This is a genomic window from Streptomyces sp. NPDC001922 (assembly GCF_042891165.1).
Taxonomy (GTDB): Bacteria; Actinomycetota; Actinomycetes; order Streptomycetales; family Streptomycetaceae; genus Streptomyces.
This window is the reverse complement of the sequence record NZ_JBIASV010000011.1, coordinates 1-12,405: the sequence shown is the minus strand read 5'-3', so window position 1 is coordinate 12,405 and position 12,405 is coordinate 1. Positions and strand designations below refer to the sequence as shown.

The window sequence follows — 12,405 nt, the reverse complement described above, 5'->3', positions numbered from 1 at the left end:
GTCGCCGCTTTTTCCGCTCCGCCGTGATCCGGGGCGGCCCGCGGCCATGGCGGCCCGATTCCGGGCCCGATTCGAGGCCGTCCCGGGCCCGTTCAACGGGACCGGGCGCCGCCCGTAGGCGCACGGAAGGCCCGACAGAAGGCCGGATGGTCTTCCGCGGGCCGTTCCGGTGGACCGGGAAAGTTGCCCCGGGCCTGTTTATCAGCCGGGGAGCATCAGATGCACATCGCCGAATTCGTGCCACAGATAGCGGTGGGCCAGCGCCGCTTCATAGCTGCGGCGCAGCACCTCCCGGCCCGCGACGGCCTCCAGCATCAGCAGATGCGAGGCAGCCGGTTCGTGCAGCCCGCTCAGCAGGCCGTCGACGGCCCGGACCCCGCGCCGCGGCGTGACGACCAGATCCGTCCAGCCGGCGGCGGGGCGCACCACGCCCGACGGTGAGGCCGCCGACTCCAGGGCCCGTACCGCCGTCGTGCCCACTGCCACGATCCGGCCACCGCCCGCCCGCGCCGCGTTGACCAGCCAGGCCGTGGACTCCGGCACGGCGAAGCGCTCCGGGTACGGCGGTTCGTGGGCCTCCGTCGAGGCCACCCCCGTGTGCAGCGTGACCGGAGCGAACTGCACCCCCCGGCTGACCAGCTCCGCCACCATCGCGGCGGTGAAGGGCCGGGCGGCGCTCGGCATCTCCGCCGAACCGTCCCCGTCGGACGAGGGCGCGGCGAAGACCGTCTGGTGGGCGGAGAGCGGCTGGTCCCGCTCGGTGTAGCGGTACCGGATGGGCCGCCCGTACCGGTGCAGCAGCGCCGGCACCCCCGTGACCGGCCCTGAAGCACCGGCGCCGGCGCCCGTACCGGCGCCCGCCCCTGTACCGGCGCCCGTCGGCTTGCCGGTTCCCGGCCCCGCGCCCGCTCCCGCCTGCACGCCGGAGCCCTCGCGCCCGCCGGACCCCGGGCCCGTACCGGAAAGCCGCACCCCCGCGTCCCCCGGCGCCGACGGCCCGTCCCCGCCTCCCGTGTCCAGCAGCGTGGCCCACCACAGCCGGGAGCCCGGCCCGTTCAACGGCTCCTCGACCCGGAGCAGCGCCCCGCCCGGCAGCCGGACGAGAGCGCCCCGCGGCCCCACGGTCCGCGGCAGCGTGCTCCCCCTGCCGTCCGGACTCCGCAGCTCCACCGACCAGCACTCCCCGTCGGGCCCGGATCCCGGGCGGTCCGGGCCGCCGTGGGTCGAGAAGTGCACCACCACCGGCTCACCCCGGCCGTCCCCGAGCCGACCGTCCACCGCCGCGGGCAGCGTCCGCGAGGTGTTCACCACCAGCACGTCCCCGGCGTCCAGCAGCTCCGGCAGGTCCCGGAACCACCGGTGCGACAGCTCCGCGCCCCGTCCGGCCAGCAGCCGCACCGAGTCCCGGCCGAGCCCCGGGCCGCGCTGCTCGGCGGGAACCCGGGCCAGCAGCTCCTCGGGCACCCGCAGCGCCTCGAACACGGTCATCGGGCCGCAGCCTGCAGCGCGGGTACGGAGTACCGGCCGCTCGGCGCCGCCCCGTCGATCAGCCCGAGAAGGGCCGGAACGGCGCTCTCCGGCAGCGGACGGCCGGACGGGTCGTCGTCCGGCACGGCCGCCGCGTAGAGGTCCGTCCGCAGGTCCCCGGGGTCCACCCACCACACCCGCAGTCCCGGCTCTTCCTCCGCCAGTACCGCCGACAGCTGGTCGAGCGCCGCCTTCGAGGCCCCGTAGCCACCCCAGGTGGGATACGGCTCCACCGCCGCGTCCGAGCTGACGGACAGCACGCTTCCGGCGGACTCCCGCAGCAGCACGAGCGCCTCCCGCACCAGGGCCAGCGGCGCCACGGCATTCGTCTCCAGCGCCGCCCGCAGGCCCGCCACCGGCAGCGCGTCCAGCCGGACCAGCGGCTCGGCCCCCAGCGCACTCGCGTTGTTGACCAGCAGATCCAGGCCGCCCAGCGCCCGCGCCGCAGCCACCAGATCCGCCCGGTGCGCGGCGTCCGTCACATCCCCCGGCAGAGCCGTCACCCGGCCCCCGCCGGCCCGGATGTCCTCCGCGGCCGACCGCAGCGGCCCCGCGGACCGCGCGTCCAGCACCAGATCCCAGCCGCGCCCGGCCAGCGCCGCCGCCAGCGCGCGGCCCAGCCCCTTCGACGCACCTGTGATGATCGCAACCGGCATGTGGCCCATCCCCTTCGCCGTGCCGCCGCCCTCGTGGGCGGACCGTGCACTCACCGTAGGAACGCCGCCGCGCCCGGCACCTCGGCCACGGGGCGGGACAACTCAAGGGCCTTCGGCCTAGGTCTGTGAGAACCGGGGCGCCGTCCCCCTGGCGGACGGGGCGGCGTGTCCGGCGCGGGCGAGCGCCGGGCGGAGAGGGGAGCACGGGAGCGGGGCCGTGCCGAGCCCGGCAACACGACGAGCCTGCGCGCCGGACACCGTCCCGCCCGGCCGGGACGTACCGGACAGGACCTAGGACTTCCGGCTCTCCACCGCCTCGGCCGGGGGACCGAGGCCCCTGCCTCCGCGGTCCGATCCCACCGGGCCGCCCCGCCGGTACCGTGAGCCCATGACCATCGGTTCCGCGCCCGGATCGGGACTCTCCGCGGTGAGCGCCGCGCTGCTCGCCATGAGCCGCCACCTCGAAGTACGTGATGTGCTGCACACGATCGTGGCCTCCGCCCGGGAGCTGCTCGACGCCGAGTACGCCGCCCTGGGCGTCCCCGACGATCACGGCGGCTTCGCCCAGTTCGTCGTGGACGGCGTCTCCGACGAGGAGTGGAAGGCGATCGGCCCGCTGCCCCGCCAGCACGGCATCCTCGCCGCCATGCTGAAGGAGGCCACCCCGCAGCGGCTGGCCGACGTCCGCACCGACCCCCGGTTCGAGGGCTGGCCCAGCGCGCACCCCGAGATGTCCGACTTCCTCGGCCTGCCGGTCGCCGACGGCGACGAGGTGCTCGGGGCGCTGTTCCTGGCGAACAAGCGGTGCCCCAAACCGGAGGGGGGCTGCGGCTTCACCGAGGACGACGAGGCCCTGCTCGGCATCCTCGCCCAGCACGCCGCCATCGCCCTCACCAACGCCCGCCTGTACGAGCGCAGCCGCGAACTCACCATCGCCGGCGAGCGCGCCCGGCTGGCGCACGAGCTCCACGACGCCGTCGCCCAGAAGCTCTTCTCGCTCCGCCTCACCGCGCAGGCCGCGGCGGCCCTGGTGGACCGCGACCCGGCCCGTGCCAAGGGGGAGCTCCAGCAGGTCGCGGACCTCGCGGCGGAAGCGGCCGACGAGCTGCGCGCCGCCGTGGTCGAGCTGCGCCCCGCCGCCCTGGACGAGGACGGCCTGGTGGCCACTCTGCGCACCCAGGTGCAGGTGCTCGACCGCGCCCACGCCGCCCGGGTCACCTTCGAGGCCCAGAGCGTACGTGCCCTCCCCGCCGCCCAGGAGGAGGCGGTGCTCCGGGTGGCCCAGGAGGCGCTGCACAACGCGCTGCGGCACTCCGCCGCCGACGAGGTCGCGGTCTCCCTCGCCCGGCACGGCCAGGGCGCGGTCCTCCGGGTCGCCGACGACGGCCGCGGCTTCGACCCCTCGGCGGTGCGCCGCGCCGGGCGCCACCTCGGCCTGGTGTCGATGCGGGACCGGGCGAGCGGCGTCGGCGGCGGACTGACGGTGGAGTCGGAGCCCGGACGGGGCACCGTGATCGAGATGGAGGTGCCCGGTGGCTGAACCCCGCCGCAGCATTCGTGTGCTGCTCGTCGACGACCACCAGGTCGTCCGCCGTGGTCTGCGCACCTTCCTGGAGGTGCAGGACGACATCGAGGTCGTGGGGGAGGCGGCCGACGGCGCGGAGGGCGTCGAGTGCGCCGAGGAGCTCCGCCCCGACGTGGTGCTGATGGACGTCAAGATGCCCGGCACCGACGGCATCGAGGCCCTGCGGCAGCTCCGCGCCCGGGAGAACCCCGCCCGGGTGCTGATCGTCACCAGCTTCACCGAGCAGCGCACCGTCGTCCCCGCGCTCCGGGCCGGTGCCGCCGGCTACGTCTACAAGGACGTGGACCCCGAGGCTTTGGCCGGGGCCATCCGCTCGGTCCACGCCGGTCACGTGCTGCTACAGCCCGAGGTGGCGGGCGCCCTGCTCTCCCAGGAGGTGGCGGGCGGCGCACAGGGCCGCGGCAACGCGCTGACCGAACGGGAGCGCGAAGTGCTGGCGTTGATCGCCGACGGCCGTTCGAACCGGGAGATCGCCCGGGCGCTGGTGCTGTCCGAGAAGACCGTCAAGACGCATGTGTCGAACATCCTGATGAAGCTGGACCTGGCGGACCGCACCCAGGCCGCGCTGTGGGCCGTACGCCACGGAGTGACCGGCTGACCGCACGGCGCCGGGTTCCATGACGGACTGAGATTCATACTGTCGGGTGTAAGCAGTCCGGACGGCGCAACCCGGCGGGCAGCGGGCCGTTCTCCATGGCGTGCCGCGGCGACTGGCCGCGGCAACCGCGAGGAGGGTCAAGAAAGTGAAGAACCTGAAGAAGGCAGCTGCCGTCGCCATGGTCGCGGGCGGCATCGTCGCCGCCGGCGCCGGTGTGGCCTCCGCCGCCGACGGTGCGCACGCGAACGGCGAGGCCCTGCGCTCGCCCGGTGTGCTCTCGGGCAACCTGGTTCAGGCGCCGGTGCACGTCCCGGTCAATGTCTCCGGCAACACGGTCAGCGTGATCGGCGCGATGAACACGGCGTTCGACAACGAGGCCGTCAACCGCTGATCAGTACGCGCACTCGCGCCCGAAGGCCCCGCGGATCCGCTCCGCGGGGCCTTCCGCCGTCTGCCTCCGCGGTCCGTCCGGGACCGTGAGCGAACCCTGCCGGCAGCAGCCATGACGTGACGCATGTCTCCACCGCTGCTCGGGGATTCGTGGTCCCTGCCTTCCGAAGACGCGCGATCAGGAGACCCGCGGTCCGCGGACCACGGCCCGGCATCCACCCCGTCCGAAGCCGCAGGAACCCCCTCCAGAGCTGCCGGAAGACGAGCCTCCTCTCCCGGGACCTCCGGAGACCCCGAGGGAGGCACGTCACCGCTCAGCGCCGCTCCCGCTCCTCCACATACGCGTTGTACGCGGCGACCTGGGCCCGCCGGGCCGTCCGCTCCACCGGCCGCAGCGCCTCCGCCCGCGCCGCGATCTGCGAGGCGCTCACCGCGCTCCCGTGCTCCTGCGCACCCTGTGCCCCCTGGGCGATGGCGATCAGCGCCCCCACCCGCTGCGCCAGCTCCAGCACCCGGACCGCCCGCGGCGGATAGCCCGGCGCCAGCACCTCCCGCCCGCGCTCCGAGCGCGCCCGGTAGGCCTCCAGCGCGGCCTGGGCCACGGGCCCCGATCCGGCCACGTCCAGCCGGGACAGCAGCTCCGTCGCATCCCGCAGCGCCTCCGCGAGCTCCCGCTCGGCCTCGCCCAGCGAGGGCACGTCCGCCGGCGGCGCGTCCCGTACGGGCAGGCAGTGCCACACCACCTCGCGGTGCACGTCCGCGGCGGCCGTCGCACCCCCCGGCCCCGCCTCGTACACCTCCGGCACCAGCCCCAGCGGATGCCCGCCGGTGGCGATCACCGCCTCCTGCGCGGCCAGCGCCCGCGCATTGAAGTCCGGCGGCCCGCTCAGCCCCAGCGGATGGCCCGCGACCGGGAGCGCCACCCGCAGTCCGGTCGTCCCGAGCGCCCGCAGCCGCCCCAGCCCCAGGCTGAGCCCGACCGGACCGTCCTCGCCCGGCAGCCCGTCGATCCGGTGCAGAGCGTCCTCCGCGACCACGCGGTGCACCGCGTCATCGGGGGAGATAAGTCCGGCCAAAAGGGCATTTCCCCATGCGGCCAGCCGTCCTGAGCGAGGTTCCGTGAGCATGGGACCAGCCTAGGGACTTGCCCCGTCGGGCGGTGGCGTAGGTTTTCCCTGGGGGCTGCGCCGACCGGGCGCACACGCGACATCCGAGACTGCATGGGAGAAAACGCGCTCATGAGCGATGTACTGGAGCTGGTGGACGTATCCGTGGTCCGCGAGGGCCGGGCTCTGGTGGACCAGGTCTCCTGGTCGGTCGCCGAAGGGGAGCGCTGGGTGATCCTCGGCCCCAACGGTGCGGGCAAGACCACCCTTCTCAACGTGGCTTCGAGCTACCTCTTCCCGACGGCCGGCTCCGCGCAGATCCTGGGGGAGAAGCTCGGCGGCGTCGACGTCTTCGAGCTCCGCCCGCGCATCGGCATGGCCGGCATCGCCATGGCCGACAAGCTCCCCCGCAGCCAGACGGTGCTGCAGACCGTGCTCACCGCCGCGTACGGCATGACCGCGCACTGGCACGAGAACTACGAGGCCGTCGACGAGCAGCGCGCCCGCGCCTTCCTCGACGTCCTCGGCATGAACGACTACCTCGACCGGAAGTTCGGCACCCTCTCCGAGGGCGAGCGCAAGCGCACCCTGATCGCACGCGCCATGATGATCGACCCCGAGCTCCTGCTCCTCGACGAGCCGGCGGCCGGTCTCGACCTCGGTGGTCGCGAGGACCTCGTCCGCCGCCTGGGCCGGCTCGCCCGCGACCCGCTCGCACCCTCCATGATCATGGTGACCCACCATGTCGAGGAGATCCCGCCGGGCTTCACCCACGTCCTGATGATCCGCCAGGGCAAGGTGCTCGCGGCCGGCCCCGTCGAGACCGAGCTGACCTCCCGCAACCTCTCGCTCTGCTTCGGACTGCCGCTCGTCGTCGAGCGCAACGGCCACCGCTGGACCGCCCAGGGGCTGCCGCTGTCCTGACCCGCGGCCCCCGCCGTGGTGGCCCACCGGCCGCCCCGGCGGACCGCCCGTCCGAGGGCCCGGCCTCGTCGCGCGCCCCCAACCGCCGTCTTTCGGCCATGCCTTCGGTCAACGGGTCCTGAGTGACCACTGTCCGCGACGAGGTCACCACGCCTACCATGAACCCGTGGATGCATGGGTGTGGTGGCTCATCGCCGCCGTCGGACTGGGAATTCCTCTTGTGGTGACCGCGATGCCCGAGTTCGGGATGTTCGCGGTCGGAGCCGTCGCGGGCGCCGTCGTCGCCGCGCTGGGCGGCGGGACCGTGCCCCAGGTGCTGGTCTTCGTACTTGTCTCCGTCGCGCTCATCGCCGTGGTGCGCCCGATCGCGGCCCGCCATCGGCAGCAGCGTCCTCAACTCGCCAGCGGTGTGGACGCGTTGCGCGGGCGGCAGGCCGTCGTGCTCGAACGGGTCGACGGCAGCGGCGGCCGCATCAAGCTGGCGGGCGAGGTCTGGTCGGCCCGCACGCTCGACGGCGACCAGGTGTACGAAGTGGGCCGGCAGGTGGACGTCGTCGAGATCGACGGCGCGACAGCCGTGGTCATATGACGCTCCGCCAGGGCGGACCGGAACGGCCGACGCGGACCACCGATCTCTGACAGACTGATCATCAGGCAACCGAAGGGGTACGGAGAGCATCCATGGAACCGATCATCATCGTCCTGATCATCCTGGTGGTGCTCGTCTTCATCGCACTCATGAAGACGGTGCAGGTCATTCCGCAGGCCAGTGCCGCGATCGTGGAGCGCTTCGGCCGCTACACCCGCACCCTCAACGCCGGCCTGAACATCGTCGTCCCCTTCATCGACTCCATCCGCAACCGGATCGACCTCCGCGAGCAGGTCGTGCCGTTCCCCCCGCAGCCGGTGATCACCCAGGACAACCTGGTCGTCAACATCGACACCGTCATCTACTACCAGGTGACCGACGCCCGGGCCGCGACCTACGAGGTCGCCAGCTACATTCAGGCGATCGAGCAGCTGACCGTCACCACCCTGCGCAACATCATCGGCGGCATGGACCTCGAGCGGACCCTGACCTCCCGCGAGGAGATCAACGCCGCGCTCCGCGGAGTCCTCGACGAGGCCACCGGCAAGTGGGGGATCCGTGTCAACCGCGTCGAGCTCAAGGCGATCGAGCCGCCCACCTCCATCCAGGACTCGATGGAGAAGCAGATGCGCGCCGACCGTGACAAGCGCGCCGCGATCCTCACCGCCGAGGGCATCCGGCAGTCCCAGATCCTCACCGCCGAGGGTGAGAAGCAGTCGGCCATCCTCCGCGCCGAGGGTGAGGCCCGGGCCGCGGCCCTCCGCGCCGAGGGCGAGGCCCAGGCGATCCGGACCGTCTTCGAGTCCATCCACGCCGGTGACCCGGATCAGAAGCTGCTCTCCTACCAGTACCTCCAGATGCTGCCGAAGATCGCCGAGGGTGACGCCAACAAGCTCTGGATCGTGCCCAGCGAGATCGGCGACGCCCTCAAGGGGCTCAGCGGGGCCATCGGCAACTTCGGCCCCATGGGCGGCGGCGGTGGCGGGGGCAGCACCCCGATCACCAAGACCCCTGCTCCGCGCCGCGAGCAGCCCCCGATCGACTGACGCCTCCGGCCCTCGGGCATGATCGGTGCAGCGGGCACCGATCACGAGTGAGGGAGCAGCGTGGGTATCTGGGAGGCAGTCGCCGTCTTCGTGGCGGGCATCGGCGCCGGCACGATCAACACCGTGGTCGGCTCCGGCACGCTCATCACCTTCCCGGTGCTGCTGGCCACCGGACTGCCGCCGATCACCGCGAACGTCTCCAACACCCTCGGCCTGGTCCCCGGCGCCATCAGCGGCGCCATCGGCTACCGGCGCGAACTGAGCGGCCAGCGCCAACGCGTCCTGCGCCTCGGCGGCACCGCCCTCATCGGCGGACTCACCGGCGCGGCCCTGCTGATCACCCTGCCCTCGGCGGCGTTCGACGCGATCGTGCCGGCACTGATCGCCATCGCCCTCGTCCTGGTCGTCCTCCAGCCCCGGCTCTCCCGCGCCGTCCAGCGGCACCGGGAACAGAACGGCACGGACGCCCACCCCGACGGCGGCCCCGTCCTCCTCATCGGCCTGCTCCTGGCGAGCATGTACGGGGGCTACTTCGGAGCCGCCCAGGGGGTCCTCTACCTCTCCCTGATGGGCCTGCTGCTCCACGAGGACCTGCAGCGCATCAACGCCGTCAAGAACATCCTCGCCGTGATCGTCAACGGCGTCGCCGCCGTCTTCTTCCTCTTCGTCGCCGACTTCGACTGGTACGCCGTGCTGCTCATCGCCGCCGGCTCGGCCGTCGGCGGTCAGATCGGCGCCAAGGTCGGCCGACGGCTCCCCCCGACCGTGCTGCGCGGGGTCATCGTCGCCGTCGGCATCGCCGCGATCGTCCAGTTGCTGCTCGGCTGAACAGCAACCGGACGACCCCGGCGGCCAGGCCGGCCCCGCTCAGGCGGGCAGGGGCAGCCACTCGGGCAGGACCTCCCGGCCGGAGACGCCCAGCGCCAGCAGGAGCGCGTCCGAGGGCGTCGGCTCGAACGGCTTGCCGAGCAGCTGCATCCCCGCCTGCTCCGGCGTCCGGTCGGCCTTGCGGTGGTTGTCCTCGGCGCAGGCCGCCACCGTGTTCAGCCAGGTGTCGCCGCCCCCGTGCGAACGCGGCACCACGTGGTCCACGGTCGTCGCCCGGCGCCCGCAGTACGCGCACCGGTGCCGGTCCCGCACCAGGACCCCGCGCCGCGACCACGGAGCCCGTCTTCGGAACGGCACCCGGACGTACCGGCAGAGCCTGATCACCTGCGGCACCGGCAGATCCACCGCCGCGGCCCGGATCCGCAGCCCGGGATGGGCCTGCTCCACCACGGCCTTGTCCTGCATCACCAGCACCACGGCCCGTCGCAGCGTCACCGTCGACAGCGGCTCGAAGCTTGCATTCAGCACCAGGGTCTCGCGCATCCCGGCCCACCCTCCCGGCAGTCGTCCATGTGCCGCTCCGCGGCGCCGCCCCCCGCTCGGCGGGCTGGATCAACTCTGGCCGGATGCCCCGGTCGGGACAACGCAATTTCCTGTACGGCGAGCGACGGCGCGGTGAAAAGACGACTGCCCCGGCCACCGGAGAGGTGGCCGGGGCAGTACCGGCGTGCCGAGGCGGAAGCGGATCCGGTGGTCAGCTCCCCGCCGGGGCGCCGTACTCAGCAATCAGCTGGGCCCGCCCCAGGGTGTGGAACCGGAGGTTGAAGCCCACGGCGGCCGGAGCGGCGTCCGCGTCCGGCCCCAGCTTCTCCGTGTCCACGGCGTACACCGTGAAGACGTAGCGGTGAGCCGGGTCCCCGGGCGGCGGCGCCGCACCGCCGAACTCCTTGGTGCCGAAGTCGTTCCGCGCGTGCACGACACCCGGGGGCAGCCCCTCGAACGTGCCACCCGCCGCCCCCGTGGGGAGTTCGGTGACCGTCGCCGGGATGTCGAACAGCACCCAGTGCCAGAACCCGCTGCCCGTCGGGGCGTCCGGGTCGAAGCACGTCACCGCGAAGCTCTTGGTCTCCGCGGGGAAGCCCTCCCACCTCAGGTGCGGCGAGGTGTTCCCGCCCGCGTGCAGCTGGGCGTCGCTCAGCGTGGCCCCCGGCGCGACGTCCTCGCTCACCACGGTGAACGAGGGCACCGACGGGTGGAAGTCATGCGGAAGTGGCGGCCTCTTGAGCTCGGTCACGTCAAAACCTCCTGCTCGGTGGATCTTGCCCTCCGAGCCTAGAGCCAACTGCGGCGGGGACTACGGGCGCCGGGTGCGGCTAGAACCAGTTGCGACGGCCGCCGACCTCGGCGAGCCACTGGTTGAGGTAAGCGGCCCAGTCGGTCTCCTGGAAGGAGTGCAGACCGACGGTGAACGCCCGGTACGAGTCGCTGCCCTCGGTGAACAGGCCCGGCTTCTTGTCCATCTCCAGGATGACGTCCATCTCGCGGTCGTCCGCGACGAAGGTCAGCTCGACCTGGTTCAGCCCCCGGTACTGCTGCGGCGCGAAGAACTCGATCTCCTGGTAGAACGGCAGCCGCTGCCGCGTCCCGCGGATGTGACCGCGCTCCAGGTCCGCGCTCTTGAAGCGGAATCCGAGGGCACCGAACGCGTCCAGGATCGCCTGCTGCGCCGGAAGCGGGTGCACGTTGACGGGGTCGAGGTCGCCCGAGTCCACGGCGCGCGCGATCTGCAGCTCGGTGGTGACGCCGACGTTCATCCCCGTCAGATGACGGCCGAGGAACATCGTCACCGGGGTCTCCCACGGGATCTCCAGCCCGAACGGCACCGCGTGCACGGCCCCCGGCTGCACCTCGAACGCCCCGCCCAGCTGCTGCCGGTGGAACTCGATGTCCTGCTTGAACTCGTTGTCGCCGCTCTCCACCTCGACCCGGGCCTGGAGACCGACCGTCAGGCCCTCGATCTGCTGGGCCACCGAACCGCCCTGGATCCGGACCTCACCCTGGACGACCCCGCCCGGCACGACGTTCTCCTCGGTGAGCACCGTCTCCACCGACGCCCCGCCGGCACCCAGACTCGCCAGCAGCTTCTTGAAGCCCATGTTCTTCCTCCCAGGCAGAGCCTGATTCTCGCGTGATCTCTCCGTACATACGCGGAACGGCCGTCGCTGGTTCCGCGCACCTCAGCCTTCCAAGCGGAAGGTCGCATGACCAGCGGCCGGGCCGTACGCGTTCAACTACGCTCGGAGTCCATGCCGCACCGTACGCCGCTCACCCACGACTTCTTCGACCGGCCCGTCCTGGAGGTCGCCCCCGACCTGCTCGGCCGGACGCTCGTCCGCACGACCCCCGACGGCCCGATCGAACTGCGGCTGACGGAAGTCGAGGCGTACAACGGCTCGACGGACCCCGGCTCCCACGCCTACCGCGGTCGCACCGAGCGAAACGCCTCGATGTTCGGCCCGCCCGGCCATGCGTACGTCTACTTCATCTATGGGATGTGGTTCAGTCTCAACCTCGTCTGCGGTCCGGTGGGCACCGCGAGCGGGGTGCTCCTCCGGGCAGGTGAGATCACCACGGGCGCCGAACTGGCCCAGAAGCGCCGCCCCGCCGCCCGCAAGGAGAACGAACTGGCAAAGGGGCCCGCCCGTCTGGCGACGGCCCTGGATGTGGACCGCAGCCTCAACGGCTTCGACATCTGCGCCGGACCGGACGCTCCTCTCGGGGTACTGACCGGCGCCCCCGCGCCCGCGGACCGGGTGCGCAACGGCCCCCGGACGGGCGTCGGCGGCGAAGGCGCCACCCACCCCTGGCGGTTCTGGATCGAGGGCGACCCGACGGTGAGCCCCTACCGGGCCCACACGCCACGCCGTCGACGCCCGGGCGGGGCTTGACTCCGGATGGACGACCGCCTAACGTAGCCCGAGCCGCTTGAACGGGCAGCGCTTCGGGAAGGCCGTACGGCCACCCCGGACCACCCGCAAGCGGCACAACCATCACTACGGACATCTCCCAGCGGGGACGATTTCGGCATGCCGGAATCAGATCCGAATGGCTCGATTATGAGCCGCCAGGGAAATCCGCTAAAGTAGTGGACACGCC

14 protein-coding genes are annotated in these 12,405 nt (G+C 72.7%); 8 read left to right on the top strand and 6 right to left on the bottom strand.

Annotation, left to right across the window (positions count from 1 at the left end):
• Positions 1–201 precede the first annotated feature (201 nt).
• Positions 202–1,488, bottom strand: coding sequence for an S-adenosylmethionine:tRNA ribosyltransferase-isomerase (locus ACFYYR_RS21105; protein WP_388855513.1), 1,287 nt, complete (start codon positions 1,486–1,488; stop codon positions 202–204).
• Positions 1,485–2,183: an SDR family NAD(P)-dependent oxidoreductase gene (locus ACFYYR_RS21100; protein ID WP_388855510.1), complete on the bottom strand. Its 699-nt coding sequence runs from the start codon at positions 2,181–2,183 to the stop codon at positions 1,485–1,487. The genes ACFYYR_RS21105 and ACFYYR_RS21100 overlap by 4 nt, the downstream gene beginning before the upstream one ends.
• Positions 2,184–2,571: 388 nt before the next feature.
• Here ACFYYR_RS21100 and ACFYYR_RS21095 point away from each other — a divergent pair, with 388 nt between their 5' ends.
• The 3 genes from ACFYYR_RS21095 to ACFYYR_RS21085 all read left to right on the top strand — a co-directional run bounded on the left by ACFYYR_RS21095 (position 2,572) and on the right by ACFYYR_RS21085 (position 4,757).
• The gene (locus ACFYYR_RS21095) at positions 2,572–3,723 is read left to right on the top strand and encodes a GAF domain-containing sensor histidine kinase (RefSeq protein WP_388855507.1); all 1,152 of its coding nucleotides are present in this window, start codon (positions 2,572–2,574) and stop codon (positions 3,721–3,723) included.
• On the top strand, positions 3,716–4,366 hold the full coding sequence (locus ACFYYR_RS21090; RefSeq protein ID WP_388855503.1) for a response regulator: 651 nt from the start codon (positions 3,716–3,718) through the stop codon (positions 4,364–4,366). Before ACFYYR_RS21095 ends, ACFYYR_RS21090 begins: the two co-directional genes overlap by 8 nt.
• A gap of 145 nt (positions 4,367–4,511) precedes the next feature.
• Entirely contained in the window at positions 4,512–4,757 is a 246-nt protein-coding gene (locus ACFYYR_RS21085; protein ID WP_388855500.1) for a chaplin, read from the top strand.
• A 313-nt stretch (positions 4,758–5,070) separates the two neighbouring features.
• Here the strand turns inward: ACFYYR_RS21085 and ACFYYR_RS21080 are convergent, their stop codons facing one another.
• On the bottom strand, positions 5,071–5,883 hold the full coding sequence (locus ACFYYR_RS21080) for a hypothetical protein (RefSeq protein ID WP_388855497.1): 813 nt from the start codon (positions 5,881–5,883) through the stop codon (positions 5,071–5,073).
• A gap of 111 nt (positions 5,884–5,994) precedes the next feature.
• On the opposite strand from ACFYYR_RS21080, the gene ACFYYR_RS21075 reads away from it, so the two are divergent.
• The 4 genes from ACFYYR_RS21075 to ACFYYR_RS21060 all read left to right on the top strand — a co-directional run bounded on the left by ACFYYR_RS21075 (position 5,995) and on the right by ACFYYR_RS21060 (position 9,249).
• A complete protein-coding gene (locus tag ACFYYR_RS21075; RefSeq protein WP_388855494.1) occupies positions 5,995–6,786 on the top strand; it encodes an ABC transporter ATP-binding protein in 792 nt (263 codons plus the stop codon).
• A 178-nt stretch (positions 6,787–6,964) separates the two neighbouring features.
• Positions 6,965–7,375 carry an NfeD family protein gene (locus tag ACFYYR_RS21070; protein ID WP_388856281.1) on the top strand — a complete coding sequence of 137 codons (411 nt, stop codon included), beginning with the start codon at positions 6,965–6,967 and terminating at the stop codon, positions 7,373–7,375.
• 92 nt (positions 7,376–7,467) lie between these two features.
• Positions 7,468–8,421: an SPFH domain-containing protein gene (locus ACFYYR_RS21065; protein WP_388855491.1), complete on the top strand. Its 954-nt coding sequence runs from the start codon at positions 7,468–7,470 to the stop codon at positions 8,419–8,421.
• Positions 8,422–8,481: 60 nt separating this feature from the next.
• Positions 8,482–9,249, top strand: a complete 768-nt coding sequence (locus ACFYYR_RS21060) for a sulfite exporter TauE/SafE family protein (protein WP_388855488.1) — start codon at positions 8,482–8,484, stop codon at positions 9,247–9,249.
• Between the two features lie 39 nt (positions 9,250–9,288).
• Here ACFYYR_RS21060 and ACFYYR_RS21055 read toward each other — a convergent pair whose 3' ends face one another.
• The 3 genes from ACFYYR_RS21055 to ACFYYR_RS21045 form a co-directional block, all read right to left on the bottom strand.
• Entirely contained in the window at positions 9,289–9,792 is a 504-nt protein-coding gene (locus ACFYYR_RS21055) for an HNH endonuclease (RefSeq protein WP_388855485.1), read from the bottom strand.
• 211 nt (positions 9,793–10,003) lie between these two features.
• On the bottom strand, positions 10,004–10,543 hold the full coding sequence (locus ACFYYR_RS21050) for a YbhB/YbcL family Raf kinase inhibitor-like protein (RefSeq protein WP_388855482.1): 540 nt from the start codon (positions 10,541–10,543) through the stop codon (positions 10,004–10,006).
• Between the two features lie 79 nt (positions 10,544–10,622).
• The gene (locus tag ACFYYR_RS21045; RefSeq protein WP_388855479.1) at positions 10,623–11,405 is read right to left on the bottom strand and encodes a sporulation protein; all 783 of its coding nucleotides are present in this window, start codon (positions 11,403–11,405) and stop codon (positions 10,623–10,625) included.
• A 150-nt stretch (positions 11,406–11,555) separates the two neighbouring features.
• Here ACFYYR_RS21045 and ACFYYR_RS21040 point away from each other — a divergent pair, with 150 nt between their 5' ends.
• Positions 11,556–12,197 (top strand): DNA-3-methyladenine glycosylase, encoded by a 642-nt coding sequence (locus ACFYYR_RS21040; protein ID WP_388855476.1) that lies wholly within the window; start codon positions 11,556–11,558, stop codon positions 12,195–12,197.
• Positions 12,198–12,405 lie beyond the last annotated feature (208 nt).